The 25,869-nt window shown below is 41.8% G+C and carries 30 protein-coding genes and 1 pseudogene; 11 read left to right on the top strand and 20 right to left on the bottom strand.

The genetic code is table 11. The features are described from left to right. Window positions 1-38: 38 nt before the first annotated feature. The 4 genes from A0256_18720 to A0256_18735 are packed head-to-tail and all read right to left on the bottom strand — an operon-like array spanning window position 39 to window position 3,234. Window positions 39-1,607 (bottom strand): hypothetical protein, encoded by a 1,569-nt coding sequence (locus A0256_18720; protein ID AMR33307.1) that lies wholly within the window; start codon window positions 1,605-1,607, stop codon window positions 39-41. A 60-nt stretch (window positions 1,608-1,667) separates the two neighbouring features. After that, on the bottom strand, window positions 1,668-2,285 hold the full coding sequence (locus A0256_18725; GenBank protein AMR33308.1) for a haloacid dehalogenase: 618 nt from the start codon (window positions 2,283-2,285) through the stop codon (window positions 1,668-1,670). After that, complete coding sequence (locus A0256_18730) at window positions 2,266-2,574, bottom strand: hypothetical protein (GenBank protein AMR33309.1); 309 nt, start codon at window positions 2,572-2,574, stop codon at window positions 2,266-2,268. Before A0256_18730 ends, A0256_18725 begins: the two co-directional genes overlap by 20 nt. Before the next feature lie 3 nt (window positions 2,575-2,577). After that, window positions 2,578-3,234: a lipoprotein ABC transporter ATP-binding protein gene (locus tag A0256_18735; GenBank protein ID AMR33310.1), complete on the bottom strand. Its 657-nt coding sequence runs from the start codon at window positions 3,232-3,234 to the stop codon at window positions 2,578-2,580. Window positions 3,235-3,488: 254 nt separating this feature from the next. Here A0256_18735 and sucC point away from each other — a divergent pair, with 254 nt between their 5' ends. Further along, window positions 3,489-4,682 (top strand): succinate--CoA ligase subunit beta, encoded by a 1,194-nt coding sequence (gene sucC / locus A0256_18740; GenBank protein AMR33311.1) that lies wholly within the window; start codon window positions 3,489-3,491, stop codon window positions 4,680-4,682. 199 nt (window positions 4,683-4,881) lie between these two features. After that, the gene (locus tag A0256_18745) at window positions 4,882-5,415 is read left to right on the top strand and encodes a hypothetical protein (GenBank protein ID AMR33312.1); all 534 of its coding nucleotides are present in this window, start codon (window positions 4,882-4,884) and stop codon (window positions 5,413-5,415) included. A gap of 200 nt (window positions 5,416-5,615) precedes the next feature. On the opposite strand, the gene A0256_18750 is transcribed toward A0256_18745, so the two are convergent. After that, entirely contained in the window at window positions 5,616-6,731 is a 1,116-nt protein-coding gene (locus tag A0256_18750; GenBank protein ID AMR33313.1) for a tetracycline resistance protein, read from the bottom strand. A gap of 91 nt (window positions 6,732-6,822) precedes the next feature. Here A0256_18750 and A0256_18755 point away from each other — a divergent pair. After that, a pseudogene (locus A0256_18755) lies at window positions 6,823-7,776 on the top strand (transcriptional regulator). Window positions 7,777-7,959: 183 nt separating this feature from the next. On the opposite strand, the gene A0256_18760 reads toward A0256_18755, so the two are convergent. Both A0256_18760 and A0256_18765 read right to left on the bottom strand, forming a co-directional pair. Beyond that, window positions 7,960-8,493 carry a hypothetical protein gene (locus tag A0256_18760; GenBank protein AMR33314.1) on the bottom strand — a complete coding sequence of 178 codons (534 nt, stop codon included), beginning with the start codon at window positions 8,491-8,493 and terminating at the stop codon, window positions 7,960-7,962. Then, on the bottom strand, window positions 8,490-8,669 hold the full coding sequence (locus tag A0256_18765) for a hypothetical protein (GenBank protein AMR33315.1): 180 nt from the start codon (window positions 8,667-8,669) through the stop codon (window positions 8,490-8,492). The genes A0256_18760 and A0256_18765 overlap by 4 nt, the downstream gene beginning before the upstream one ends. A 570-nt stretch (window positions 8,670-9,239) precedes the next feature. On the opposite strand from A0256_18765, the gene A0256_18770 reads away from it, so the two are divergent. Both A0256_18770 and A0256_18775 read left to right on the top strand, forming a co-directional pair. Next, window positions 9,240-9,860 carry a threonylcarbamoyl-AMP synthase gene (locus A0256_18770; GenBank protein AMR33316.1) on the top strand — a complete coding sequence of 207 codons (621 nt, stop codon included), beginning with the start codon at window positions 9,240-9,242 and terminating at the stop codon, window positions 9,858-9,860. Window positions 9,861-9,892: 32 nt separating this feature from the next. Further along, on the top strand, window positions 9,893-11,071 hold the full coding sequence (locus A0256_18775; GenBank protein AMR33317.1) for a hypothetical protein: 1,179 nt from the start codon (window positions 9,893-9,895) through the stop codon (window positions 11,069-11,071). Between the two features lie 20 nt (window positions 11,072-11,091). Here the strand turns inward: A0256_18775 and A0256_18780 are convergent, their stop codons facing one another. From A0256_18780 to A0256_18820, 9 genes are all read right to left on the bottom strand, one after another. Further along, window positions 11,092-11,862 carry a tryptophan synthase subunit alpha gene (locus A0256_18780; GenBank protein AMR34617.1) on the bottom strand — a complete coding sequence of 257 codons (771 nt, stop codon included), beginning with the start codon at window positions 11,860-11,862 and terminating at the stop codon, window positions 11,092-11,094. 140 nt (window positions 11,863-12,002) lie between these two features. Continuing rightward, window positions 12,003-12,905, bottom strand: a complete 903-nt coding sequence (locus tag A0256_18785; protein AMR33318.1) for a deacetylase — start codon at window positions 12,903-12,905, stop codon at window positions 12,003-12,005. 4 nt (window positions 12,906-12,909) lie between these two features. Continuing rightward, a complete protein-coding gene (locus A0256_18790; GenBank protein ID AMR33319.1) occupies window positions 12,910-13,767 on the bottom strand; it encodes a hypothetical protein in 858 nt (285 codons plus the stop codon). Next, window positions 13,767-15,059 (bottom strand): kynureninase, encoded by a 1,293-nt coding sequence (locus A0256_18795; protein AMR33320.1) that lies wholly within the window; start codon window positions 15,057-15,059, stop codon window positions 13,767-13,769. Before A0256_18795 ends, A0256_18790 begins: the two co-directional genes overlap by 1 nt. Window positions 15,060-15,204: 145 nt before the next feature. Next, window positions 15,205-15,702: a pyridoxamine 5'-phosphate oxidase gene (locus A0256_18800; GenBank protein ID AMR33321.1), complete on the bottom strand. Its 498-nt coding sequence runs from the start codon at window positions 15,700-15,702 to the stop codon at window positions 15,205-15,207. Window positions 15,703-15,741: 39 nt separating this feature from the next. Beyond that, window positions 15,742-16,344, bottom strand: a complete 603-nt coding sequence (locus A0256_18805) for a 3-methyladenine DNA glycosylase (protein ID AMR33322.1) — start codon at window positions 16,342-16,344, stop codon at window positions 15,742-15,744. Beyond that, window positions 16,341-16,610 carry a hypothetical protein gene (locus A0256_18810; GenBank protein AMR33323.1) on the bottom strand — a complete coding sequence of 90 codons (270 nt, stop codon included), beginning with the start codon at window positions 16,608-16,610 and terminating at the stop codon, window positions 16,341-16,343. The genes A0256_18805 and A0256_18810 overlap by 4 nt, the downstream gene beginning before the upstream one ends. Before the next feature lie 38 nt (window positions 16,611-16,648). Continuing rightward, window positions 16,649-16,996: a hypothetical protein gene (locus A0256_18815; protein AMR33324.1), complete on the bottom strand. Its 348-nt coding sequence runs from the start codon at window positions 16,994-16,996 to the stop codon at window positions 16,649-16,651. After that, the gene (locus tag A0256_18820) at window positions 16,996-17,472 is read right to left on the bottom strand and encodes a diguanylate cyclase (GenBank protein AMR33325.1); all 477 of its coding nucleotides are present in this window, start codon (window positions 17,470-17,472) and stop codon (window positions 16,996-16,998) included. Before A0256_18820 ends, A0256_18815 begins: the two co-directional genes overlap by 1 nt. On the opposite strand from A0256_18820, the gene A0256_18825 reads away from it, so the two are divergent. The 3 genes from A0256_18825 (at window position 17,471) to A0256_18835 (ending at window position 19,142) form a co-directional block, all read left to right on the top strand. Then, a complete protein-coding gene (locus A0256_18825; GenBank protein AMR33326.1) occupies window positions 17,471-18,124 on the top strand; it encodes a hypothetical protein in 654 nt (217 codons plus the stop codon). The genes A0256_18820 and A0256_18825 overlap by 2 nt on opposite strands. Next, window positions 18,125-18,823 carry a spheroidene monooxygenase gene (locus A0256_18830; protein ID AMR33327.1) on the top strand — a complete coding sequence of 233 codons (699 nt, stop codon included), beginning with the start codon at window positions 18,125-18,127 and terminating at the stop codon, window positions 18,821-18,823. It begins immediately after the preceding gene. Between the two features lie 70 nt (window positions 18,824-18,893). Continuing rightward, window positions 18,894-19,142: a hypothetical protein gene (locus A0256_18835; protein ID AMR33328.1), complete on the top strand. Its 249-nt coding sequence runs from the start codon at window positions 18,894-18,896 to the stop codon at window positions 19,140-19,142. Between the two features lie 389 nt (window positions 19,143-19,531). On the opposite strand, the gene A0256_18840 is transcribed toward A0256_18835, so the two are convergent. Next, the gene (locus tag A0256_18840) at window positions 19,532-20,617 is read right to left on the bottom strand and encodes a DNA topoisomerase I (GenBank protein AMR33329.1); all 1,086 of its coding nucleotides are present in this window, start codon (window positions 20,615-20,617) and stop codon (window positions 19,532-19,534) included. Window positions 20,618-20,717: 100 nt separating this feature from the next. Here A0256_18840 and A0256_18845 point away from each other — a divergent pair, with 100 nt between their 5' ends. Continuing rightward, window positions 20,718-21,734 (top strand): aldo/keto reductase, encoded by a 1,017-nt coding sequence (locus tag A0256_18845; protein AMR33330.1) that lies wholly within the window; start codon window positions 20,718-20,720, stop codon window positions 21,732-21,734. Between the two features lie 96 nt (window positions 21,735-21,830). On the opposite strand, the gene A0256_18850 is transcribed toward A0256_18845, so the two are convergent. After that, window positions 21,831-22,835, bottom strand: a complete 1,005-nt coding sequence (locus A0256_18850; GenBank protein ID AMR33331.1) for a threonine aldolase — start codon at window positions 22,833-22,835, stop codon at window positions 21,831-21,833. Window positions 22,836-22,875: 40 nt separating this feature from the next. Between A0256_18850 and A0256_18855 the strand changes: the two genes are divergently transcribed. Further along, window positions 22,876-23,562 (top strand): hypothetical protein, encoded by a 687-nt coding sequence (locus tag A0256_18855; protein AMR33332.1) that lies wholly within the window; start codon window positions 22,876-22,878, stop codon window positions 23,560-23,562. A gap of 44 nt (window positions 23,563-23,606) precedes the next feature. Here the strand turns inward: A0256_18855 and A0256_18860 are convergent, their stop codons facing one another. Then, on the bottom strand, window positions 23,607-24,266 hold the full coding sequence (locus tag A0256_18860) for a hypothetical protein (GenBank protein AMR33333.1): 660 nt from the start codon (window positions 24,264-24,266) through the stop codon (window positions 23,607-23,609). 191 nt (window positions 24,267-24,457) lie between these two features. Here A0256_18860 and A0256_18865 point away from each other — a divergent pair, with 191 nt between their 5' ends. After that, a complete protein-coding gene (locus tag A0256_18865; GenBank protein ID AMR33334.1) occupies window positions 24,458-24,982 on the top strand; it encodes a 5'(3')-deoxyribonucleotidase in 525 nt (174 codons plus the stop codon). A 14-nt stretch (window positions 24,983-24,996) separates the two neighbouring features. On the opposite strand, the gene A0256_18870 is transcribed toward A0256_18865, so the two are convergent. Beyond that, window positions 24,997-25,857: an alpha/beta hydrolase gene (locus A0256_18870; GenBank protein AMR33335.1), complete on the bottom strand. Its 861-nt coding sequence runs from the start codon at window positions 25,855-25,857 to the stop codon at window positions 24,997-24,999. Window positions 25,858-25,869: the final 12 nt, after the last annotated feature.

The raw sequence follows: 25,869 nt of genomic DNA on the forward strand, positions 1-25,869 counted from the left end.
CATTTTACCGGAACGCTTCTAAGTCATCGTCAAAAGAACTATTTTTTTATACGTGGGTTTTTATATAACATACCGTTAAATTTGTTCCCGTCTAACTGAATTCCTGCATCGTGCGATTCATCAATTGACATAGTTTTAACCTTGCCGGCACTTTGAATAACCTGCCCACTTACAGTAAAGGTTCCGTTTTTCACAAAGTTAAGTGCGTGAGCCAGCAAACCTTCAGTTGGGTCGCCAAACTCTTTCGTAACGTCATCACTCGCTCTAAATCCTTTATAATCTGTTGACCCTGGCGTCATGCCTGAATAGTAGCCCCCCTGACCAGCAGAATTTTTAGTTTCAAAGTTTGGGGTATACATTTGGTATTTATTAATATCGATATCAAAAAAGCCTACCGGTTTGCCATAACTGGTAGTACCTATCAGCTGAACATCCATTACCGGGCGTAAGTTATTAATGGTTAGTTCGCTCGCTGAGGCGGTAGAGCCCGTTACGATAAAGAACACATGGCCTAATGTTAATGATACGGGCACACCTGTTTTAGAAAAATGTGTAGTTTGTGCAGCCGCAGAATAATCGATCTGGCTATAGTTATATAAGCTGTTATCTTCAGGGTCTCTGCGCACCTGATTTTTTAGCAGCGTAGATTTGTTTGAAGATAAAATGCTGTTATAAAAAGCAGTAAACATAACTGACCCGTTTTTTGATGCAGGAGCTATCAAATCGCTTAAGTATTCTGCAGTTTCTACATAACCGCCCCCATTATAACGCAAATCAACTACCAGGTCGGTAATACCCTTTGCAGCAAAGTTTGCAAACGCAGCATCTAATTTGGGCTTAGCGTTGGCTTTGGATGTAAATGTGTTAAAAGCTATATAACCTACTTTATGCCCGTTAGATTGATCAAACACCTGGGTTGCGATCACCGGGTTAACTGTGTAATTTGCAACATTTAAGTTTACTGTTAAAGCGCTGCCATCAGGTTTTTTCAATATCATGGTAATGTTGCTGCTTTCGGCATAGGCATTTACCACATATTTAACGTTGGCACCAGATCCGCCATCACCATCATAGGTAAGATTGGTACGGCCGTTTATGCTGGTGATTTGATAACCACGTTTTATACCAGCCAAATCTGCCGGTGAGCCCGGATAAACATAACGTACCCGCAAATCGTTGAGGTCGATATAAATCGGCGCAAAGCCAAAATCTCCGTTTACCCCATTTAATTGCGAAGACACGCTACCATCATCAATGAAGGAATATTTGGCCGAGCCGGGGGCAGCCGAATAATACTCATAAGGCCTGCTGGTTACCGGATTGATTTTATATTGAGATAAAGCATCCAATTCGCTGGTTAAAGCGGTTACATCATCGCTGGCTGTAAAACTACGGGGCTTAAATACACTGTAAGTAGGTAATGCATCGTTCCAGTAGTAGGTTTCTTTAGCGTATAAGTAAACCGAATCGCGGATCAGGTCCAGCGTTGAACCTGTTTTTGAGGGTTGATCACCGGTCGTATCTCCGGTGGTTGAAGGGTTGCTTTTTTTACAGCCTGCAATTGCAACAACTGTAAATAAAACTAATGCGTATTTTATTTTTTGCATTTAACTAAAATTAAATTGTGTTTATAACGATTTAACAAATAACATATTACTGCGGTTTGGTTACAAAAACTCATTAACATTGATATAATCTATCCCGGTAGCCTGTGCACACAAAACGTCGGTTTCAGAATTCTCTATCATCAGCAGATCTCTTCGCTGCAGATCGTGATCTTTCATCAACAACTCCAATACATCAGGCTCAGGCTTTGGCATTGTTTCATCGGCAAAATAACAGATCAGATAGGGCTCTAGCCCGTGCCATTCCATTTGCTTCAATTTGTTCAGCTGCCGGTGGGGGTTGCCATTGGTAACGATAAATATCTTTTTCCGGTCAGTAACTGCCTCTTGTATAAAACTCAGCATGTTTTGATACAGCAAAAGCTTCAAAGGTAACTTAGCGGTCGTCATCAAATCGGTTAGGTTAGCCCTAAATCGCTCTTCAACGTTGAGCCTTACAACCAATTCATCAAAAACTGCATCAGGACCCTTGTTTACATACGTATCAACCATCAGAGTGGTTGTTTGCATGGCATCATTAAGGGCAGTGTATTCTAAAAGACTGGCAAACAGGTAATAAACCTGGTAAATATAATCTTTCTCCGGATACAGCACATTATCCAAATCTAAAATAATAGCCTTTTTCCGCTGATCTATATCGCTATACGTTTGTACGGGCATCTATAATATTAATGTAATATTCTTTAAATAATTGAAAGGATTCTGCCAGCAGGTGCATTTCTTCGGCACCCAACACATAAAGGTCTTCTACACCTGTATCCATACAAAATGTAAGCATTTCGTGCTGATAACTAGCAGAACCAGGGTTTGGCAGCTTAACCCATCCCATCTTTTCCGCCATAAACGTGGGTAACTCGCGGTAATCTCCTAAAACAATATCCGGATTGTTTAATATACTCTTGAGCTTATGCGCTTTAGCCGATGTGGCCGACGTGATTAGTTTACTCATTTATCAGCTGTTAACGATTAATCCGTCCTTCATTAAAATCGTCCTGTCGGCCATGCCGGCCAATTCCTCGTTATGAGTTACAATAACAAAAGTTTGATTGAATTCCTTGCGCAGTCTCACAAACAACTCATGCAACTCCAAAGCATTTTTTGAATCGAGGTTACCGGAAGGCTCATCTGCGAAGATCAACGCCGGCTTGTTAATTAATGCACGCGCTACTGCAACCCTTTGCTGTTCGCCGCCGGAAAGTTCGGCGGGTTTGTGCGTTGTTCGATTGCCCAGCCCCAGCATTTCCAATAGTTCTTTGGCACGTTTTTCCGCTTCAGCACGCGGAACGCCGGCTATAAATGCAGGCATACACACATTTTCTATCGCGTTGAACTCTACCAGTAAGTGGTGAAACTGAAAGATGAAACCGATTTTGCGATTGCGAAAATCGCTCAGGTTTTTGTTATCCAGGCTGCTTACCTCTATGTTATCGATAAAAAGCTGCCCGGAGTCTGGATTGTCCAATGTACCCAGGATATTAAGCAAGGAACTTTTACCGGCACCCGATGCACCAACTATGGTTACAATTTCTCCGCGATTCACCTCAAGGTCTACCCCTTTTAAAATGTGCAGCTGGCCGTATGATTTATGAATAGATTGCGCTTTAAGCATGGGGTAAAATTAGTGATTTGAGATTAGTTAATAAGAGATTAGTTTGAGTTGCATACCAGTCACGGATTCATTTGCTTTGTATACAGGCATTACCCTTCCGAAGTTTTACCAGAGCAGCAAATTTATTGATGTTAAACTGATGTTAAATCTGCAGGTTAGTTTAATAAAATCCACATCCATTGGTAAATCTCTAATCGCAAACCTCCAATCTCTAAAAAGAAAATAGTAGTTTTACCGCAAATCTTTCAAAAAACATGAATATTCACGAATATCAGGGCAAAGCGATATTAAAAAGCTTTGGCGTTAGAGTACAGGAAGGCATCGTTGCAGATACACCTGAAGAGGCTGTAGCAGCAGCTCAGAAGATGAAGGAAGACTACGGGTCGGACTGGACAGTTATAAAAGCACAGATCCACGCAGGTGGCCGCGGTAAAGGCGGTGGTGTAAAGCTGGCTAAAAATGCGGAGCAGGTAAAAGAGATTGCAACCAATATCATTGGCATGCAACTGGTAACCCCGCAAACCGGCCCCGAAGGTAAACTGGTTAAAAAAGTATTAGTTGCACAGGATGTATATTATCCCGGCGAAAGCGAAGTAAAAGAATTTTACATCAGTGTTCTGTTAGATCGCGCCAAAGGCCGCAACATCATCATGTATTCAACCGAAGGTGGTATGGATATCGAAGAAGTGGCACACTCTACTCCTGAACTGATCCATAAAGAAGAGATTGATCCTAAAGTAGGCTTACAGGGTTTCCAAGCACGTAAAATTGCCTTCAACCTGGGTTTAAGCGGAGATGCTTTAAAAGACATGGTGAAATTCATCACGGCTTTATACAAAGCATATGATGCTACTGATTCATCACAGTTTGAGATCAACCCTGTATTAAAAACATCTGATAATAAAATATTGGCAGTTGATGCTAAGGTAAATTTAGATGATAACGCTTTATACCGCCACCCGGATTATGCAGCCATGCGCGATACCGATGAGGAGGATCCAACAGAAGTAGAAGCAAGCAAAAGCAACCTGAACTATGTGAAGCTTGATGGTAACGTAGGCTGTATGGTAAATGGTGCCGGTTTGGCTATGGCTACTATGGATATCATTAAGATTGCCGGCGGCGAGCCTGCTAACTTTTTGGATGTTGGCGGTACTGCAAATGCCCAAACGGTAAAAGCAGGTTTTAATATCATCCTGTCAGATCCCAACGTTAAAGCGATCCTGATCAACATCTTCGGTGGTATCGTTCGTTGCGACCGTGTTGCTCAGGGCGTGATTGATGCTTATAAAGAGATCGGTAACATCCCTGTCCCTATCATCGTTCGCTTACAAGGCACCAATGCCGAAGAAGGAAAAGCGCTGATAGACAACTCCGGGCTAAAAGTATACTCTGCTATCCTGTTGAAGGAAGCTGCTGAGCGTGTGAAAGAAGTGTTAGCATTATAATAACATAAACATAACTGATTAAAGGGGCTTTATGCCCCTTTTTTGTTGATTATTTGTTAAACAATCAGGTTAGATCCATGTTGCAACCTATATATGTCTCTCTATTGTAAATTAAACAATATTAAATAGATGTTTAAACATCTATTATTATCTTTGCATGGTAAGTAATTATTAAACAAAACATTAAAATATAAACATTATGGCTACAGCAACAAAGTGGGTTTTGGATCCCATGCACTCAGAAGTACAATTTAAGGTAAAGCACTTAGTTATTTCTACTGTTACCGGTTCTTTCAAAACATTTGAAGGTGAATTAACTACAGAGGGAGATGATTTTGAAAATGCTGCCATCAGCTTTTCTTTGGATGTGGCCAGTGTTGACACCAACCAGGAGCAACGCGATGGTCACCTTAAATCCGGTGAGTTTTTTGATGTAGGAACTTATCCAAAAATATCATTTAAATCAACCTCTTTTACAAAATCGGGTGACGATTATCAATTAACCGGCGACTTAACAATTAAAGATGTGACCAAATCTGTTACATTAGATGTGGAGCATGGTGGTGTAGCAGGCGATTTTTACGGAAATACCAAAGCAGGTTTTGAAGTAACCGGCAAAATCAACCGTAAAGATTTTGGCTTGGTATGGGATGGCGTAACCGAAGCAGGTTCGATTGTATTAGGTTCAGATATAAAACTAATTATTAACGTACAGTTCGCCAAACAAGCGTAATTCGCTTACTGGAGTTCGGAATTTCAATTTCGGGTTTAAATACTATACAAAAGGGTGTATCATTAATTTGATCACCCTTTTTCTATGTTGCACGGTAAGCAAATGCCGATGTAATTTAATCATCGCGCACTTGCAAGTGCGTTCGGAGGTAGATCTACAATGGAATCTACCCGTATAGCGCTGCCTCCCCCAGAGCAATTCTAATTGCTAAACCTTTGTCGAAATGAAAAAGTTGGCTGATGCATTTCAATCTCATTTTTGCTCGTCTCGGCTTGCGCAGCTTTGGCATAGATGAACATTTTTTGCTCATAATCGCTAATTGCTGCACCCAGGGTACCAAAATTTGTATCGACTAAATTACGGGATAAAATCAGTGCGTCCATCATTCCGGTGTTCACACCCTGCCCTGCGAAAGGCGGCATAATATGGGCTGCATCACCAATGAGTGTCACCGGGAGCAGTCTATCCGTTTTCCATGGACGATCCAAAGGGAGCAGCCTTGACGGCAGGCCGGCAAAAGAAGTTGTAGCTCGAAACAATCCCTTATAAACTTCGTCCCAGTTGGTGAACATGGTCATCAGAAATTTAATTGTGCTGACGCTATCCCGGAAATCAAAACAATTCAACCCGACATCTAAATTGCTGAATGTAATGCCATAACTCATCACTCCTCCATTGCAGGGGTTAAGCACCAGATTAATACCTTGTTTTGATGTCATCAAAATATTCCCTTTACAAAACCGGTAAAATTCAGGGCAACGTAGTTCAGGCTGTGCAATATCTCCCTGAATGATGAAGCTGCCGGTATATTCCACCTCTGTATTCGTAACAAATTGTCTAACGTTAGACAATCCGCCGTCGGCGCCGATCACCATATCAGCCACGCTGGTCGTTTTACCTTCAAAATGAAGCAGCCATTGCTCCCGGTCTGGTTCAAGTGCAATAAGTCTCTTGTCCCAAACAATGGTATCATTTGCGAGGCTTTCAAGCAGTATATTTCTCAGAACAGTTCTGTTTATTTCGGGGTTGCTGTAATCTGCTGGTCTTGTTGAAAGTAGTTTGTTTTTTTCATCTGTGACAATCCTTCCCATGGGCAGTGCCTGATCGAAATACAGCTTTAAAAGCCCGGCCTCATTCCATGCTTTTTGCCCCGAGTCTTTGTGCAAATCCAATGTGCTGCCCCAAACCCTTGCCTCTGCATTTTTATCCCTTTCGTAAACATTTACTTTTAAGCCTTTCTGTTGTAATAACCTGGCCAGTGTTAGTCCCGCTGGCCCCCCGCCAATGATGGCTACTCGTTTATTTTGCAATAACATACTTCCTGTTTTTTATGGATGATTGCAAAGATGCAGGCCTCATACCGAACAAAATAGGTACTTTAGACCAAATAATAGTCGTAAAAGACCAATGATTGAAAAAGATGCTACCGTACCTAAAATCTTATATGAGTTTGCCGAAGTTTTAGGGACAGCTATAGAGGGGCGAACGCTTACCGTTCCGGATACCGCGGGCTCCGGTTATTGTTCCGGTCTTGTTTTTAACCAAAACATCAGAATGCTCATCTGCAATTATCAGCTCAATGAGGATATTTTGATTAAAAACCCGGATGTCGATACCTTTAAGCGGATGCTATTTTTCAAGTTTCAGCATATTTTCCCGGAAACGAAGGCACGAGGAGGCAAGAAGCCGGCAGCGGGAACGCCCTCCGTATTGGTTGCAACCAGCCGGATGACGACGGAAGGGATGATTGCTATTCACTCCAATGCCAGTACGATCAATATTGAGGTAGATGCAGATTATTTAAAACAACAGTTTAGTTCTTTAAATAGTTCGCCGGTATTGCAGGGTTTGTTAGAGAACATGCAGCCGCTGATATTTGAGCAAATTGTTTACCCCTCGCTATACAAGATTGTAAGCGAACTTCTCAATGAATGTACAAACGATACCTTCGCGCTTTATTTTCGACGAATAAAAGCTGAGGAACTGATCTGCAAGTTGTTAATTGAATTAGATAAAAGGGATGAGCGGCGGCTTTATATTTTAAATACGCAGGACTCCCAAAATCTTTACAGAGTCAAAGAAAGGATGCTGAGTAAACTGGACGAGCCGCCCCTTATCAGAGAACTCGCTATTGAAGCTGGTATGAGCCCAACCAAATTGAAACGATTATTTCAACAGGTCTTTGGCAGCAGTATCTTTAATTATTACCAGCAATTCAGGATGCAGGAAGCCGCGCTATTGCTCCGCAATGAAAAATTATCCGTTTCAGAGGCGGGTTACAGGGTTGGATTTAGCAATTTAAGCCATTTCACAAGAGTTTTCCAGGAACATATCGGGATGAAACCGAAAGAATATAGCCTCGATGCAATAGCTCAAACTGAGATGCTTTTCGCAGCGGCTGCGGCCCATGATGGCACCTACGATCTGTCCAAACGAAAAAGATTGGGACATAACGAGAAACAATACCAGCAAGAAGAGGCAATTAGATTTCATAATGTGAGAAGGTTAAATTAGGTTGTGTAGGTTATTAGAATTCAGAGCAGATCATTGCAATTTAACATCGAAACGGCCGTCTTTTACAACTACCTTTTCGCCTAATGTGTTGACTGCTTCAAAGGAAAATGTTCCGGCGAAAATTTTTTGTGTAACGTCAAATTTCAGAACAGTCAGCGTTCCGGAAAGTGGTGAGATAATGTCATAGCTCCCTCCCGTTTCCCTGGTGATACTATAACCGCCCATAGCGACATTTCTTTTACCAACAATCAACTGAGTCAATTGGATAACATCGCCGGTGTTAAACGAAACATCATTGAAAATAAAACTGAATCCATTATTGTTGTCTGTATTATTAGCCGTCATCTGTAGTTGTTGAGGACTTAGCGAATAAGACACAACCAGTTTCGGGGTAAAATTCCCGAAGTTAACTTTTGGCAAAAATATTTTGCCGTTAACGGTTGCACCGAAGGTATTGGCACCCGTTTGTGAAATAGCCGGAAGACCATCAGTCTCCACAGCATCTTTTTTGCAGGTTGCACTCATTAATGCAACAACTACCATTAACAATACAAATTTTTTCATAAACTTATCAACTTTATATCGCCGCACTGGGTAGCTTCAGCCTGATCTACACCAAGCTTTTGTTGATAGTAGGTGTTTGCAGGCGTGTTTTTCAAAGTATCTTTTTGTTGCCCAAAGCTTTTATTGGATAATTTAATCACTAAAAAGGCAACAACAACTGATAAGAAATATTTCATATTGGTTTAGATTGGTGAATTAAAGGTATAATATAGTTTGTAAAAACATGTACTATATTATACCTTTAATTATTTAGAAACATAAATTTATTTATTTCAGCTGATTAAATTCAAATAAATTACGATGTTTTCCTGACGTAATTAAAAAGCCATCTAATTTAGCTTTAAAAGATAATTTTTCAATCGCACATTGTATTCAGCTCGATAGATTTTGTAGGAATTGAATGACTTCGAATTTCGAATGTTTAATTTCGAAATTATTTATAAAGTACCGCCAGGTTTAGTTATTCTTTTCAACCGAAATTGTACCAATACGTTCGTGTTTTTTAATCCTTTGAATCAGCAAATTCGAAATTGAAAATTCGAAATACTCAAGTAATTTCGAATTTACTTCCCTCCAATCCTAATGATTTTGCATCAGCAATTTCGAAATTGAAAATTCGAATTTCGAGATAATTTATTGATTGAACATTCGAAATTCGAAATTCCTTCCCTCCATTCGGAATGGTTATTGCACTTTTGCATCAGCGAATTCGAAACCAAAAATTCGAATCTCTAAACTTCTACATTATGCTTATCAAAATCTATCCAGAAAATCCGAACCAAAAAGCTATTGAGCAGGCAGCTGATGTGTTAAGAAAGGGCGGGCTCATCATCTACCCTACCGATACAGTTTACGGTTTGGGCTGCGATATCACCAATCATAAAGCCATTGAGGCCATCTGCAAGATCAGGAACATTAAGCCCGAGAAAGCCAACTTTTCTTTTATCTGCTACGATCTGAGCCATATTTCGGATTATATCAAACCAATAGATAATACTACTTTCCGGGTGCTGAAGAAAGCGTTGCCCGGGCCGTTTACGTTTATATTCAATGCCAGTCATGCTGTACCAAAACTGTTAAGCTCTAATAAAAAAACAGTCGGCATTCGTGTTCCGGATAACAATATCGCCAGGGAGATTGTCAAAGCACTAGGCAACCCTATTCTCTCAACCTCCATCAGAGACGATGATGACATTATCGAATATTCTACTGACCCGGAACTGATCTATGAAAAATACCAGGACATGGTTGACCTGGTGATCGATGGCGGCTACGGTGATAACGTAGCATCCACGGTAATCAACTGTACATCCGGTGAGTTTGAGGTAATTCGCGAAGGAAAAGGAAAACTGGAAGATTACCTGTAGGAAATTCTTTAAAATAGCAATAGTTTTAGCTTGTGATCGATAACTGGGTTTACCTATCTATATTCGCTATTCTTGGTTTGTTATGTATAAATACGGTAAGTTTTATTCTCATTTTTTTGCATGAATTGGCACATGCGCTACCGGCTATTTATTATACAAAAAGGAATGTAACCATTTATATTGGCTCTTATTCCGAATTTGAGGGCTGGAAATTTGTAATAGGAAAACTTACTATTAAGGTTAAATTGCGCCTTTCCTATCTGCGTGCGGAAGGGTTTTGCCGTTTTGAACCGCTACCATCCACCCTTGAAAATGCTATCATTTTATTTGCCGGTCCTGCAGGCACTCTGCTTATTGCATCATTGCTGTACCCTTTCTTAATTGATACCAGTGTGCATGGTGCGCTGAAACTTATTATTGTAGTATTTTTCGCTTTAGCCTTGTTAAGTTTAATAAGCAATTTATACCCACGTAAGTTAGAGCGCGATTCTACGCTCTATTCTGATGGGCTGCAGATATTGACTCTGCTTAAACTTAGGGGTGCCAACAAAAATCTGTTTAAAGCTGCCAGTCTGTTTCATAACGATGAATTTGAGAAAACATTAGCCGAGCTTGATCAAATAGACAAAAAATACTTAAACGAATATATCTGCAGCCTGTACATCCAAAGTTATGTTGAGCTTAAGCAATTTGAACTACTTACTACTTTTACTAACAGGTATCTGACGGCAACGTTGAAGCAATCGCTGACCTCTTATAATTGCGTCAACTTATCATTTGCTCATATCCAATTGAAAGAGTATAATGAGGCACTGGAATTATTGACCCGGGCCATTGAATTGAATGAGGATTACTACGCCCTCAATAACCGGGGTTTTGTGTACAACTTGCTTGGGAATTATAACGCAGCCTGTGATGACCTGAATAAGGCTATAGAAATAGATCCTGCGTCGGCATATGCGGTAACCAACCGCGCATATGCCAATGTTAAACTCGGGCTGCTTGACGAAGCCCTTGCCGATATCAATAAATCAATGGAATTGAACGACGGCAACTCTTACGTTTATCTTGTACAGGGAATGTATTTATTAGAAACCGGCGACGCTAGCGCAGCGCTGCATAATTTTGAAACAGCCAAGAAATTAAATCCCACCACGGTATTGGTGGATGAGTACATTACCCTTGCTATAGAAAAAACAACCAAGGTTTAGGGGCAGATCCCCCATCTCGGTTAAGCCTTTATTCCTTTTATAAAAGCAGGGATCTTTTGCATGTAATCATCCTGCCCCAGCAGCTTTACAAATGCGCTCCCTACAATGGCTCCGTTGGCATATTGACAGGCTTTGCTAAAGGAATTATGGTCGGAAATTCCGAAGCCGATTATAGCAGGGTTTTTCAGCTGCATGCCTTTTACGCGCTTGTAGTAGTCTTCAATACTGTCGGTTAATTGCAGGCTGCCGCCAGTAATAGAGGACGACGAAAGCAGGTAGATAAAGCTATTGCTTAACTCATCTACCTTGCGGATGCGTTCTTCTGAAGTTTGAGGCGTCACCAGAAAAATATTGCTGAGGTTATGATCTTGAAAATGGTTGCTGTACAGCATCTCATACTCGTACATTGGCAGATCTGGTACAATAATACCATCTACACCTACCGCCGCAGCTTGCTTACAGAAATTTTCAACACCGTACTGTACAATTGGGTTGACGTAACCCATTAACAGCACCGGGATGCTTACTCTTTTGCGAAGATCTTTCAACTGCTCAAACAAAACGTTTAGCGTCATTCCGTTCAGGAGAGCAGTTTCAGAACTATGCTGAATCGTAGGCCCGTCTGCAACCGGATCAGAATACGGAAAACCAATTTCCAGGAAATCCGCACCGGCTTGTTCCAGGGCTTCGGCAATGTCTACCGTTGTATTTAGTTTAGGGTAGCCTGCTGTAAAATATATTGACAGCAAATTTTCCTTTTTATTAGCAAAAAGTTGGTTTAACCTGTTCATAGCGGTAATTGCATCGGCCATTGTTGTACGTATAAAATAGTATGCTGCAAAATTATTGATATTAATTTGCTTTAGCGTTCAATAGGATAAAAATTCAAATTAATAATGGCTATTAACGATCCTATTAGCATCTTACTCACTCAAAAGAACAAGTCATTCGCTACCCGGTAAGTATTGCAATGTGCTTCTACAATGTCTTTGATGCCGGGTGAATATCCCCCACCCATACTTACCTGCACCGGGAGATTCCGCAATTTGCACTGTTCAAGTACAAACCTGTCACGTTCTTTACAGCCCTGCTTACTTAGTGAAAGTTTTCCCAATTTATCTGATGCCAAAACGTCTACCCCGGCCAGGTAAAAAACAAAATCGGGCACATGGGTTGCAAAAAGGTTTGGCAAAGTGTTTTTGAGTAAGCCCAGATACGCTTCATCGCCGATCCCGTCATCAAGCGGAAGATCAAGATCAGAATGTTCTTTTCTGAACGGAAAATTCTTTTCACCGTGCATAGAGAAAGTGAACACACGGGGATCTTTCTCGAAGATCTGAGCCGTGCCGTTTCCCTGGTGAACATCTAAATCAATAATTAAGATAGAATTTGATAAGTTTCTATTTAATAAGTAGTTAGCTGCAATGGCCTGATCGTTTAATAAACAGAAACCTTCCCCCCAATTGCTGCCTGCATGATGGGTACCACCGGCGACGTTAAAGGCAATACCATGATCAAAAGCGTAGTGGCAGCCATCTATTGTTCCTTTCGCTATCCTGATCTCACGCTCCACCAATTTGGCTGATAAAGGAAAACCGGTACGGCGCTGATCTTTGGCCGGCAGGGTTAAATCACGCAGCTGCTCCCAATAGGCCTTTTCATGCGTAAACAGAATTGTCTCTTCATCCAGCTCCGCAGGTGAAAATAAATTTTCCGGCTCAATCACGCCCTCGTGCAGCAGTTGTGCGGGTATCAGTTCGTATTTGAGCATCGGGAAGCGGTGCCCTTCGGGAAGCGGATGCGCATAGATGGGATCGAAAGCTATTTTAAGCATAGATTTACCTGGAAAAGATCTCGCCAACGTGCTTTTCAATGTTCTCGCAAATATTGTCCACCGGCAAATCATTCGCGTCATAACCAAATGGATCTTCAATTTCTTCAGCAATCAGTTCTATACTGGCGAAAACAAAAAGAATAAAACCAATGATAGGCATGATAAAATACTTAAGATCGAAAGCCCAGGTAAAGGGCAAAGTCATGATATAGGTAAAGATAAACTTCTTGATAAAAACACTGTAAGAAAACGGTATGGGTGTTTTTTTGATCCGCTCACATGCCCCACAAATATCTGTAAAAGAAGTAATTTCGGTGGTTATACTAACCAATTGCTCCGGGTTGATCTGCCCTTGCTTGTTAAGGCGATAAACGTGTTTAATGATGTCCGACGCTACCTGATTAGGTACGTGCTTTTTCGGGTCGATAACTATAAATCCTTGCTCCTCCGCAACATAGGTATCCCGCAGGTGATCGCGAAGGGTTCGCGCAAAGCGGGGAATGGCATAAGCGAAAAAGGCAAACTCCTCATCGTTGACGAGGTGTTTTAATTTGATAGCCAGGTTACGGCTATTGTTGGTAAGGCTCCCCCAGATCTTACGGCCTTCCCACCAGCGATCATAGGCAGAATTAATTCGGAAGGCCAGCAGTAATGAAAATACAAAACCTATGGTTTGATGTATATAGATCACTTTCCTCAAAATACTCGTTTCTTCCAGATGAAAAACATCCAGCAATAAAAAAGTGACAACACCAGCATAGATACTAACACAGGTCATCAGCGGGAAAAGCTCACGCAGGGTATCGGCCTTATTAAACCGGAATATGAGCGAAAACCACTGTTTAGGATTATAGTATATCATTATTCTTTTATAACAGCATCAAGGGCTTTAAAAAGGTATTGTGCGGCATTAAAAACATTCGTAAAGGTATTATATAACGGCACAGCACTCAGGCGGATCACATTCGGCTCCCGCCAGTCGCCAATAACCCCATTTTCAGCCAGGTAATTAAATATGTCTTTTGCATTATTCTTACAAACTATAGATAACTGGCAGCCACGCTCAGCTTTGTTTTTTGGGGTAATGATCCGGTACACCTCATCTTCCATTTTTTCGTTGATCTCATTGATCAAAAACTCGAGATAACCAGTTAAAGCTTCGCTTTTTGCACGAAGCAGCTTAAGCCCCCCTGCATTATCAAAAATATCCAGTGATGCTTTGTGTAGTGCCAGCAGCATGATTGGCGCTGTGCTTACGTTCCAGCCCTCAGCGCCCGCTTCCGGCTCGAACCCTTGTGCCATCAAAAACCGTTTATCATTTCGATACCCCCACCAGCCGGCAAAGCGATCAAGGCCGGTATCTCCAAAATGTTTGTCATGCACAAACACACCGCTGATACCGCCCGGACCAGAATTCATGTATTTGTAGGAGCACCAGCAAGCAAAATCGGCATCCCAATCATGCATGTTAAGAGGTACATTGCCTGCTGCATGTGCCAGGTCGAAACCAGCAAAAGCTCCGGCCCCGTGGGCTGCTTTGGCGATAGCTGCCATATCAAACAGCTGGCCGGTAAAGTAGTTTATTCCGCTAAACATCACCAGCGCCAGCTCACCAGCATTCTCCCGGATCTTTTGAATAATATCTTCGGTACGTAAAGTTACCTCTCCCTCACGCGGATACACTTCCACAATAGCCTCGCCTGGATCGTATCCATGAAACTTTACCTGGCTTTCCATTGCGTATTGATCTGAAGGAAATGCACCAGCTTCCATCAGGATCTTAAATCTTTTACTCGTTGGTTTATAGAAGCTTACCATCAACAGGTGAAGATTCACTGTAAGCGAATTCATGATGGTGATCTCATCCGTTCGGGCACCTATAATATCCGCAAGCGTAGGGATAAGCTGCTTATGGTAGGATAACCAGGGGTCATCTCCCACAAACCAGCCTTCTACAGCATTAGCCTGCCAGGCATCCAGTTGATCCTGCAGATACTTCCTGGCAGAAATGGGCTGTAAGCCTAAGGAGTTTCCGCAAAGGTAAATGGCATCCACACCTTTGTGTTTAGGAATATGGAACTGGGAACGAAACAGTTTAAGCTCATCCCTTTCGTCCTGTTCTGCTGCAAAACTTAAAGTTGACTGGTAAATCATTAGTCAATAATACAGAAAAGAGATGATTTGATCATATACAAATGCAGTTTGCTTATAACATACAGCGGCCTTAAAGTATCTCTTATACTTCAAGGCCGCTGTGTGGTTGCTGCGCTCCGCGCCAAGTTCATTCGCAAAAAATTCGTTATAAATCTATCTTACCGTGCTCACCTTCGCCATACCGTTTACCGGTGACTACGGCTTTAAGCATATTGAACATTACAACCATACTGCTGCTGCTGCTATCCCAAAATTCTGCATCGGTTGGTGTGATTTTTATTAACGTAAGTTTCGGATCTTCGATGCCTTCCGGGAAAAACGCCTTGATAAAAGGATTCCAAAACTCTTTCATCTTAGCCTTATCATCCACAAATTCGGCCTCACCAATGATGCTTAAATAAGTATGATTGCCAGGATCGGAATAGGTGAGCGATACCGTGTTCTCTACGGAAATCTCACTTGCTTTTTCAGAATATTCGTTAGTGAAGAACCATATATTGCCTTCGGTATCTACGTTAGCAGTCCCCATTGGCCTGCTGCTAAAACCCTTTTCCGGGTTATAGGTAGTCAGCATTGCAGTTTTTACTTCTTTAATTTTATCCTGCAGGTATTGCAGGCTTTCGGTTTTAGACCAGTTGCTCATCTTGTTTGTTCTTAGATGAATGATAAACCAACCAAAAAATTATTTGTTGGGCTTACTTACATAAATATTTCCACGCAAGTAAAAGCGGTAAGGCAAAAAAGCGTCCTCTCCGGCGTAACCAACCCCTATCCTTGGCCCTGCTGCGACTTCATCATCCGAAAATCTTAAACCTCTATCCTCTATCCAAATGGTATCGCTCTGTAAGCTAATGGCATTAACCTTCCTGGAAATTCCGAGAGCTTTTGCTACAGACCCCGGCCCTTTGGTAATATTGGCTTTAAGCGTTTCCATGTTCCGGCGGGCCATGATAATATCGATACCCTCTGTTGGAACAACCGCCCTGATCAGTATTGCGTGTGGCTGTCCTTCAACCGAAGTAACGATATTGAACATTTCGTGTATACCGTAACAAAGATAAACATACGCTACACCACCCTGCATATACATAGTTTGGGTACGCGGTGTCAGCTTGCCTCCGTAGGAATGAGAAGCCCTATCGGTAACGCCTGCATAAGCTTCTGTTTCAACTATATAACCGCCACTAACTTCACCGTTTATTGAGGTGAATAAATACTTCCCTATCAGGTCACGGCTCAGGGCAACAACGTCGCTGCTGAGGTAGTATTCATTTGGAAGTTTCATGGTTTCAAGAGGATATCAGCCAGCAGCTTGTTTATCTCACCGGCACTGTCGAACATCATGATGTGGGTGCCGCCTTTTATAATTGCAGTAGGATTTATTATTTTTTCAAATGGGAAAACCAAGTCTTTGTCTCCAATGATATGATACAAATTTGGAATATCTTCCATATTGTCGAAATGAAGCGCAGCACCCATTGACCATTTTAAAAATACAGGCGAAGAATTGCTGAGCATACTTTTAAATAAAGCCAGATCTTCGGGTTGCATTTTACCAAAGATCAATTTTATTAAAGAGCCAACGCCAGTCAATACCTTTTTAGGTATAGCTTTATATATCGGTATAGTTTTAAAAAACTTAAAGTAAGCCGGAGCTTCCGTGATTTTTTAATGCTGGAAATTAAAATCACCTTAACTAATTTAACCTGCTTCGCTATCTCTACCGCTATCATTCCTCCTAATGAATTACCAATCACCACATCCCCCGGTTGAATATGGAAATAAAGAATTAACTTGGTAGCGTACGTAGCCAAGCTATCGGTTTGAGCGGGGCTTATCCAATCCATGGCAATGCCATCAAACCCCACAGGTAATACAATATTTTTATAAAGGCGGCTATCAGCACCCATTCCGGATAGCAAAAACACCCTGGCCATTAAAACCTGATGAGTTTTACAATTTCTTCCAGGTACAGCGCATCTATTTCGTCGAATTTGCTCAGCTCATCTGCATCCGCGTCTAACACGGCAACAACGGAATCCTTGTCCCAAACAGGCACAACCACTTCAGATTTGGCTTGACTGCTGCAAGCTATATGACCCGGGAAAAGATCAACATCTGGTATAATTAAGGTTCTTTCCTGATCCCAGGCCGAACCGCAAACGCCTTTACCTTTGGCAATACGGGTACATGCAACCGGGCCTTGAAAGGGGCCCAACACTAATTGATTTTCCTTCACTAAGTAAAAACCTACCCAAAACCATTTAAATTGTTCTTTAAGTGCGGCGCATACATTAGCAAGGTTAGCTACCAAATCGGTTTCGCCATGCAGTAAAGCCTCAATTTGTGGTATCAATGACCGGTATTGATCGACCTTATCCTCCGATACGATAATATTTAAGTCTTCTGCCATGACTATTAATCTTTTATATTTGAGCAAAATTAATGCAATGCCCGCAATACTAAAGCAACGAAACTTTTTTATTACCAAAAAATTTCAAATCACCGGTAATTCACTAAAGGTTACGGTAAAGAGGCCATTCAACTACACTGAGGATGAGTTCACCTTCGAAGAGATTATACCAAAGACTAACCTGAAAATAAATACTAGTCTACTTACAGTCGTGCCTTCCGTATTTTTCTTTTTGGGCACTATCATTACTACCATTTCGTACCTAAGCCACGATAAAGATGCTTCCTCAACTGCTGATATTATCACCTACGCCGTGCTTACTGTTTTGTTCTTTATTTACGCCGGTTTAAGACGCGAGCGGACCATCAATTTAATGTTAGTCGACAGGAGGTCATTGGCCTTCTATCAGCATTCACCAAAACAGGCCTACGTTTTAGCATTTATAGCGCAGATCAAAAAAGAGCAAAAAACTTATCTATTGAACCGCTATGCCAGGCCAGACCCTTTCGTTTCGCCTGAACAGATGGCCAGTAATCTGAACTGGTTATTTGACAAAGAGATCATCGACACCAAAGAACTTGAACGGCTCAGAAACAGCCTGTTATTTAAGCCCGCTGATCTGACGGTTGGCTTCCATTTTAATCAAAACTAATTGATCGTTACACTCACTATTATCCGCTATCGTAAAGCACTCGTGCCATTTGCACTATTGGCTATGGCTGTTCATCGACTTCCTATGGCGCTACAGCAAGGATGCACCTTTTGGAAACTATTGGGAAGCGGCCGTAATGGCACTTTTGACTTGCAACCCGACTGGCAGCAATGGGGTTTGCTAGCTTGTTGGGATACGCGGGAAGATTATGAACGCTTTAGCCAACAATCTTTCGTGAGCAAATGGTGGCGCGCACTTGGCAGTGAACAATGGACGGCGGTATGCAAGCCAATAGCCAGTCATGGTAAATGGGACGGTAAAGAGCCATTTGGAAAGCCCGATGCAGAAGCGACCAGCGGACCTGTCGCAGTGCTTACCCGTGCAACTATCAAGATCAGCAGATTGAAGAACTTCTGGAGCCATGTTGATGAAGTAGCAGAATTGATGACCGTAGCACCGGGCTATATCACCTCTATTGGTGTAGGCGAAGCACCGGTGTACCGCCAGGCCACTTTTTCAGTTTGGGAAAGTATGGAACAAATGAAAGCATTTGCGTACGGCAGTAAACAACACGCCGAGGTAATTAAAAAAACACGAAGTGAAGGGTGGTACAGCGAGGAGCTATTCGCGCGGTTCAGCATCTTAGAAAGCCACGGAACCATAAATGGCAGAGAACCTTTAGCAGGCAAAATTCAATAAGGCTCCGAAAACTGCAATAGGATCAAAGTACGATCTGATGTGATAAATTAAAAAATAATCCAACACACAAATGAGAATTATAGCAGAACTCCCCCATCCGGAATTTAAGATTTCCATCCTCAATATGAACCAAAAATTTATTGTAAAGATAGAAAGGGGCACCCTTGAACAGAGTTATAAAATCCCGGAGATGGACCTCACCGATGGGGTGAATAGTGTATTTGAATTACTTGATGAAGATTTTTTAAAGACAGTATCAGCCCGTTTTTTAGAAATGGGTAAAGATTACAAAGACGCTTTTTACAGGTATAACTATTAGCTACAAATATTTGAAAATTAGATAGTTAAGATTACCACCAAGTCTTTTCAGAATTAAATTTGGCAAAACACGTTATATCAAACATAAACGTAGTCCTCTATATATCATATTACTTTATAAAACCATCATAAATTATTGATTAATAAGCGATTATAAAAGTTTATAAAATTTAATTTGGAAGCCTAATTGGCCAAATTAATGGGAGGTATGGTCAAAAACTAATGCTTTAGTCCAAGTTTGCTAAGTATCAATCAATACCAATTAAAAAGGAAATAGTTGAATCTCGAGTTTCGTTTTTAACGCTAAGGGCGGCGCTTCTCAATTTGAGAAATTTTAGGTTTTTGAAAGGTAAAACCGAATTAACGATGGCGTCCCCTACCTAACCAATACTAACTTGCCTCTGCCAGCTTTTCATTTTCAAGAAGTTTAAGCAGCGCTTTTTCAGCAAGGTTTAATTCGGAAGATTTGATATCCTTGCTTTCATCCAGTTCGGCTATATATTTGAAAATTGTACCCTCTTCATAACTCTTTATTACGGTGGGGTGCACATAGTATTTTTTGCATACGGTACGGGTGTTACCAAGGTTTATCGCTACCTCATCCAACACACTAACTATCTTCTTCCGGCATTCCGTAATGGTATCAAACTCCCCTGCTTCCTTAAAAGCATACAGCGCACTTACGCTTCCCGCCCAGGTCCGGAAATCCTTTGCAGTAAAATCTTCTCCGGTTATATCTTTCAAATAATTATTGATATCGCCGGAGCCGATGGTACAGCGGCTTCCATCTGCATTGTAATATTGAAAAAGCTCCTTACCGGGAATATCCCTGCATTGCTTTACTAATTTGGCTAATTTTTTACTTTGCAAAGCCACTTTATGAAACACGCCTTTTTTACCTTTAAATTCAAAATTGATCTTGGATCCATCAATTTCTACGTGCTTGTCAAGCAATGTGGTCAGTCCAAAAGAGCCGTAAAGTTTTTTATAGGATTCATTACCAACGCGGATGCTGGTCAGTTCCATCAATCGCACAACTAACGCCACCACCTTATCATGCCCAAGGTCATGTTTCGCCAGGTCATGGTCTACCTGCGCGCGAATGGCCGGCAAATGCGCAGCAAAAGTTTGCAAGCGGTGATATTTAGATTGGTTCCGAATTTTGTTCCAATAAGGATGATAGCGGTACTGCTTCCTGCCCGCAGCATCCGTACCTGTAAATTGAAGGTGCCCATTCTCGTGCGGAGATATCCATACATTAGTATAGGCTGGTGGTATAACCAGCTGACTGAACCGCTTAACCAGTACTTTATCTTTTACCAATTTCGCGTCGGTATCATAAAAACTCCATCCTTTTCCCGACTTTTTACGCGTAAAGCCTGGAGCAGAATCAGATACATAACGCAGGCCGACAGCTTTTGCTGTGATCTTGGGGTCGCGGCCGATTTTTTGGAGCTTTTTAAGGAGGCGGTTCATAATACAATAACACCCGACGATAGCATTAGTTTTAATGACCATTATTTGACCGTTTTGCCATAGCAAAGGCTCAACTTTACTTACATAAATCACCACAATTATGAAATACAATTTTTTAGGAAGCACCGGCTTGCTGGTGTCTGAAATTTGTTTTGGCACGATGACTTTTGGAGGCAGCGGGTATTGGGAGGCCATTGGGAAAGTGCCGCAGGGAGAAGTAAACGACCTGATGAAAACGGTTGTAGAATCTGGCATTAACTTTATAGATACCGCTAACGTATATTCGTTTGGCCAATCTGAAAAAATGCTGGGCCAATCCATTATCGATCTTAATTTGCGGCGCGACCAGCTTATAATAGCAACAAAAGTGCGCGGCAACATGAATGATGGTATCAACAGCATCGGTTTATCCCGTTATCATATTTTCCAATCGGTTAATGATAGCCTGAAACGTTTACAGCTTGACCATATCGACATACTTTATGTACATGGTGTTGACAAACGAACACCTGTAGAAGAAACGATGCGGGCATTAAATGATATTATTCTAACTGGAAAAGTACGGTACATAGCGTGCTGCAACTGGCCTGCCTGGATGGTGATGAAGGCGCAGGGAATTGCCGAAAAGAATGGCTGGAATAAATTTATCGGCTTGCAATATTTTTTTTCGTTATCTGCCAGAGATATAGAGCGGGAAATTGTTCCTTTAGCTGCCGATCAAAACCTTGCAATCTTTCCATGGAGCCCGCTAGCCGGTGGATTTTTATCCGGGAAGTTTACTCGTGAAAATCCAAAACCTGCGGATACGCGCCGTGGCGGCGATTTTGATTTCCCGCCTATTGATAAAGACAAAAGTTATGATATTATAGATGTAATAACCGAAGTAGGCAATGCGTATGGTGTTTCAGCGGCACAAGTTGCACTGGCCTGGGTAAGGCAGCAGCCGGGTATAACGAGTACTATTATTGGGGCCAAACGGATCGATCAGCTTTTGGATAATATCAAGTCGACAGAATTGATCCTCACGCAGGAAGACCTTAATAAAATAGAAGAAATAAATGCGCTGAAAAAAGAGTATCCGCAATGGATGGTAGATTACCAGGGAAGAGATAGGTAACAAATTTTCGATCTCAAACGAAAAGTCCGGAGATATTCGCTAACGCTAAATCTCCGGACTTTCTTATTTATCTGAAGCCGGCTAGTAGCCTTTGTATTAAAGGCTGCTTACAACATACTCAACCTGCTCCGGATGCACATCTAAATGCGTTACAAACCGGATGCGGTGGGTATCTGTACTGTTCGCTTTAATTCCAGTGGCTTCGAGTCTGGCCAATACCACTTCAGCGGGCTCTATGGTATCAAACAGAACGATATTGGTCTCCACCGGTACTACATTGGTCACCCAGTCTTTTTTAAGCAATTCTTCCGCCAGGATTTGTGCGTGCTGATGATCAATCTTTAAACGTTCCACATGATGGTCCAGCGCAAAAATTCCGGCTGCCGCTAAAAACCCCGCCTGGCGCATTCCTCCACCCAACACCTTCCGTATCCTGCGGGCATATTTAATAGTGGCTTTATCAGCCAGTAAAACCGAACCTACAGGCGCACCTAAACCTTTAGAAAGGCAAACAGAAACGCCGTTGAAGTATTTACCATAATCAACAGCAGCATCGCCGGTATGCATTAGCGCATTGAATACGCGTGCACCGTCTAAATGCAGTTTTAAGCCTTGCTGGTTACACAACTCAGCAATGGGTTTTATTTGATCCAGGGTGTAACAACTACCGCCGCCTTTATTCACAGTATTCTCTAAAACCACCAGGCTGGTATGCGGATAATGGATGTTTTCGGCATTAATCTCAGGCGCAATCATGTCTGCCGTAAGAATACCCCGATACCCGTTCAGCAACCGGGTAGACACGCCCGAATTAAATGCAATACCTCCACCCTCGTAACGATATACGTGGGCGGTTTGGTCGGCAATAAGCTCATCCAATGGCTGTGTAAAGCACTTGATAGCTATCTGGTTGGTCATTGTACCCGAAGGGCAAAAAATGGCAGCCTCCATACCAAACATTGCTGCTGCTTTTTCTTCTAATGCATTTACGGTTTCGTCTTCTCCAAAAACATCATCGCCAACTTTTGCGCTCCACATGGCTTCCAGCATCCCGGCGGTCGGCTTTGTTACCGTATCGCTGCGCAGATCAACATTTATCATATATTAAACAGGTAAAAAATGCGTTATTTGTATTTTAATTATGCGCCCAATTTTAATCATTTTATTTTTCATGCTGGTAGGTGTATCAGCGAAATCACAAAAATGGCAGCCCGGTTACTTTACGGATGTTAGAGGAGCCCGATACAGCGGCTTCATCATTCCTAACCCGGGTGGCAGCGGCCCGATAAAAAACGAAGGATTTATTGAATTTAAAGATGGCGAAAAGACGGAACCATACAGACTGAGTACCAGCGACCTGCAATCATTTGTAGTTGGGAAAGATAGTTTTGTGGTAGCGCACGCACCCGGTAACGAAACATGGGCCAAAAAGGATCTTGATTTTGTACAGGTGGTTGTGGATTCGGATACCAAACTTTTCGCTACCCGCGGTGCCGGCAGCGGAAGCGGCGGCAGTAAGGTGCACATCTCGCCGGGTGTAGGCCTGAGCACAGGTGGCGGCTATGGCTCCTCTTACGGCGGCGGACTAGGCATCTCCTTTGGTGGCGGAGGAAACGGTGGCAGCAATAAAGGAAAGGTAACTTACTATTTTGGCAGCAGCACAGCCACTATGCAGCATCTCACCAATGAAAATTTTGTTGATATCATGAGCGACATAATGGGCGACGAGCCCGAAGTGGTGGAGCAGATACGCGCTAATAGATTTGTATTGGGAAATATTGATAAGCTTATTGCCTATTTTAATAAGGTTAGGGCTTCGCATAAATAGAGACCTCATTGCAGTTATTCAATGAGGTCCCTAAAATTGTATCTTTACTTTCCTAAAACGTAAAATACGGAAAGCCCAAGGCCGTTATTAACCAAATTGGCGTTCACTGAATCACCGTTTGTTTTACCCTGTTTACCGCTGTCTGTATTGTAGTGGCTGTAATTTAAGTTAGCCAGCATGAGTGATACCCCCAGTTGTTTCACCGGGTATAATAGCAATTCAAGGTTTACACCTCCATAATAAGTATTGGATTTTCTATCGGAATCATTAATAGAATTTGCACCTGTGCTGGTGCTTTTTACTGAAGAATGGCTGTACCCTAAATATGGCCCGGTGCGAATCCCTACCCTGTTTTGGTACATAATATATTTTCGTAGAAATATACTGCCGCCAAAACTGTTATCCACCGTTTTGGTTGGGTAATAACCGTCTCCATTATCTGCTTTATAATAACTGTAGTTTAAGGCAGCCCCCAGGTCGAGCCCATCGGCTACAAAATAACTATAGTTGGGTCCAATAGCCAATGCCGTATATTTTTGATCGATGTTGGTTACAGTGTTGTCGAACGGATAAATTGATTTGCCTGATAATGTAGACCTGCTAAATTGCAAGTTGACCCCCACGTTTTGACTACCTTTTTCGGTTTGCGCTTGAGCGAACTGGGCGATCGCTAAAATTGCGCCTAGGATAACAAATTTTTTCATATGATTTTTTGGTTTAAATGAGCAGGTTAAACGGAACTCATTAACCAATATTTCATTTTTAAACGAGAATTAATTTATATCTTTCAAGACGAAAATCAACGCAATATCAAACAGAAACTATCGTTTTAGTTGGTTTGTAAATACGCCATAAAAGGCTCTAAATCACCTTTAGCTATACTTATAACCTCATGATGAAAAAATCTATTGCAATTGACATGGATGGCGTACTTGCCGATGTAGAACAACAATTTTTGAATTGGTACCAGCGAGATTATGATGTGCTTTTTAATAAAGAATACCTGATTGGAAAGGATGAAGCTAACTTGTTCCCCGAACCAGGAGCTGCTAGAACGTTTGCTACATCTGCCGGTTTTTTCCTTGATATACCGGTGATGGATGGTGCAATTGAGGCGGTTAAAAAGTTAATGGAGAGCTATGAAATTTACATCGTATCGGCGGCTATGGAGTTCCCGGTAAGTTTAATAGAAAAGCATGAGTGGTTGAAAGTAAACTTCCCATTTATCCACTGGCGCAACATTATTTTCTGCGGAGATAAAAGCATCATTAACACAGATTACATGATTGATGACCATCTTAAAAACCTGGATAATTTTAAAGGGAAAACAATTATGTTCAATGCCTTTCATAACATAAATTATCACCACCACGTACGTGCAAATAACTGGGATGATGTTTTAAAACTACTCTCGACTTAAATTGAGTAGGGTATTTAAATAAGGAACTGTGTAACCGCCTCTACAATATCGCTAATGACCTCCGGCAATTTGATGATCCGCTCATGCCCTGCCCCTGTGTATTCTTTGCTTTTTATAAAAGGCCTTTTAGATAAAAATTCGCTAACAAAGTCACACGGGGAAATTAGATCGGCTTCATCATATAGTACTAAATGTTTTAATTCCGGCCCGAACTTATAAAGCTTATCAATGTCATAATGGAGTGCAGGCCGGCCAACACGGTGCTCGAAGCTCTCAAAATATTCTTCCTGTGCAGCGCGTGACACCCCGGCAGCATTCATACTTGCTTCAAAATTTTCTTTCAGGCGGATCAGCGGCGCTATGCTGATCAGCAGTTTTGGCAGCGTAGTTAACCGAGACAATGCCATAATATTAGCCATGCCACCTAAAGAGTGCCCTATCATTACATCAGGCGTACCATATTTTTCAATTACAGCGAGCGCAGCTTTAGCAAATAGCTCACCGTTTGACAATTCCCCTTCCGAGCTACCCGAGCCCGGCGCGTCAAATGCAATTATCGAAGTGTCCGGCAATTCGCGCAGAGCGGTAATTAATTCAGCGAAATCAGCCGCCTTTGATCCCCATCCATGGGTAATCATAATAAGCCGTGACCCTACCCCCCATTTAAAGCCATTAAAAACTAAATTTCCTTTGGTAAAAAAATCATCAAATGCTTCCAAGCTAAACTTTAGGCTTTCATCCAAAAGGTTTTGCTGTTGCAGGCGCGTGGGCATTTTGGGTGAGTAGCAGATGAGCTGCCAAAGGAGATCCAGGTCTGGACCGCCATTTTCATTTACCTCCTTAACCCTGGTTATAATTTGCTTTAGTTTTTTCATGAGTGATAAGGT

This window comes from Mucilaginibacter sp. PAMC 26640 (assembly GCA_001596135.1).
In the GTDB taxonomy this organism is placed as follows: Bacteria; Bacteroidota; Bacteroidia; order Sphingobacteriales; family Sphingobacteriaceae; genus Mucilaginibacter.

Excerpts from the sequence above, each read along its gene's own strand:
- A0256_18720 (AMR33307.1), bottom strand. The coding sequence starts at position 1,607 with ATGCAAAAAATAAAATACGCATTAGTTTTATTTACAGTTGTTGCAATT.
- A0256_18725 (AMR33308.1), bottom strand. The coding sequence starts at position 2,285 with ATGCCCGTACAAACGTATAGCGATATAGATCAGCGGAAAAAGGCTATT.
- A0256_18730 (AMR33309.1), bottom strand. The coding sequence starts at position 2,574 with ATGAGTAAACTAATCACGTCGGCCACATCGGCTAAAGCGCATAAGCTC.
- A0256_18735 (AMR33310.1), bottom strand. The coding sequence starts at position 3,234 with ATGCTTAAAGCGCAATCTATTCATAAATCATACGGCCAGCTGCACATT.
- sucC (AMR33311.1), top strand. The coding sequence starts at position 3,489 with ATGAATATTCACGAATATCAGGGCAAAGCGATATTAAAAAGCTTTGGC.
- A0256_18745 (AMR33312.1), top strand. The coding sequence starts at position 4,882 with ATGGCTACAGCAACAAAGTGGGTTTTGGATCCCATGCACTCAGAAGTA.
- A0256_18750 (AMR33313.1), bottom strand. The coding sequence starts at position 6,731 with ATGTTATTGCAAAATAAACGAGTAGCCATCATTGGCGGGGGGCCAGCG.
- A0256_18760 (AMR33314.1), bottom strand. The coding sequence starts at position 8,493 with ATGAAAAAATTTGTATTGTTAATGGTAGTTGTTGCATTAATGAGTGCA.
- A0256_18765 (AMR33315.1), bottom strand. The coding sequence starts at position 8,669 with ATGAAATATTTCTTATCAGTTGTTGTTGCCTTTTTAGTGATTAAATTA.
- A0256_18770 (AMR33316.1), top strand. The coding sequence starts at position 9,240 with ATGCTTATCAAAATCTATCCAGAAAATCCGAACCAAAAAGCTATTGAG.
- A0256_18780 (AMR34617.1), bottom strand. The coding sequence starts at position 11,862 with ATGAACAGGTTAAACCAACTTTTTGCTAATAAAAAGGAAAATTTGCTG.
- A0256_18785 (AMR33318.1), bottom strand. The coding sequence starts at position 12,905 with ATGCTTAAAATAGCTTTCGATCCCATCTATGCGCATCCGCTTCCCGAA.
- A0256_18790 (AMR33319.1), bottom strand. The coding sequence starts at position 13,767 with ATGATATACTATAATCCTAAACAGTGGTTTTCGCTCATATTCCGGTTT.
- A0256_18795 (AMR33320.1), bottom strand. The coding sequence starts at position 15,059 with ATGATTTACCAGTCAACTTTAAGTTTTGCAGCAGAACAGGACGAAAGG.
- A0256_18800 (AMR33321.1), bottom strand. The coding sequence starts at position 15,702 with ATGAGCAACTGGTCTAAAACCGAAAGCCTGCAATACCTGCAGGATAAA.
- A0256_18805 (AMR33322.1), bottom strand. The coding sequence starts at position 16,344 with ATGAAACTTCCAAATGAATACTACCTCAGCAGCGACGTTGTTGCCCTG.
- A0256_18810 (AMR33323.1), bottom strand. The coding sequence starts at position 16,610 with ATGCAACCCGAAGATCTGGCTTTATTTAAAAGTATGCTCAGCAATTCT.
- A0256_18815 (AMR33324.1), bottom strand. The coding sequence starts at position 16,996 with ATGGCCAGGGTGTTTTTGCTATCCGGAATGGGTGCTGATAGCCGCCTT.
- A0256_18825 (AMR33326.1), top strand. The coding sequence starts at position 17,471 with ATGACTATTAATCTTTTATATTTGAGCAAAATTAATGCAATGCCCGCA.
- A0256_18820 (AMR33325.1), bottom strand. The coding sequence starts at position 17,472 with ATGGCAGAAGACTTAAATATTATCGTATCGGAGGATAAGGTCGATCAA.
- A0256_18835 (AMR33328.1), top strand. The coding sequence starts at position 18,894 with ATGAGAATTATAGCAGAACTCCCCCATCCGGAATTTAAGATTTCCATC.
- A0256_18840 (AMR33329.1), bottom strand. The coding sequence starts at position 20,617 with ATGAACCGCCTCCTTAAAAAGCTCCAAAAAATCGGCCGCGACCCCAAG.
- A0256_18845 (AMR33330.1), top strand. The coding sequence starts at position 20,718 with ATGAAATACAATTTTTTAGGAAGCACCGGCTTGCTGGTGTCTGAAATT.
- A0256_18850 (AMR33331.1), bottom strand. The coding sequence starts at position 22,835 with ATGATAAATGTTGATCTGCGCAGCGATACGGTAACAAAGCCGACCGCC.
- A0256_18855 (AMR33332.1), top strand. The coding sequence starts at position 22,876 with ATGCGCCCAATTTTAATCATTTTATTTTTCATGCTGGTAGGTGTATCA.
- A0256_18860 (AMR33333.1), bottom strand. The coding sequence starts at position 24,266 with ATGAAAAAATTTGTTATCCTAGGCGCAATTTTAGCGATCGCCCAGTTC.
- A0256_18865 (AMR33334.1), top strand. The coding sequence starts at position 24,458 with ATGAAAAAATCTATTGCAATTGACATGGATGGCGTACTTGCCGATGTA.
- A0256_18870 (AMR33335.1), bottom strand. The coding sequence starts at position 25,857 with ATGAAAAAACTAAAGCAAATTATAACCAGGGTTAAGGAGGTAAATGAA.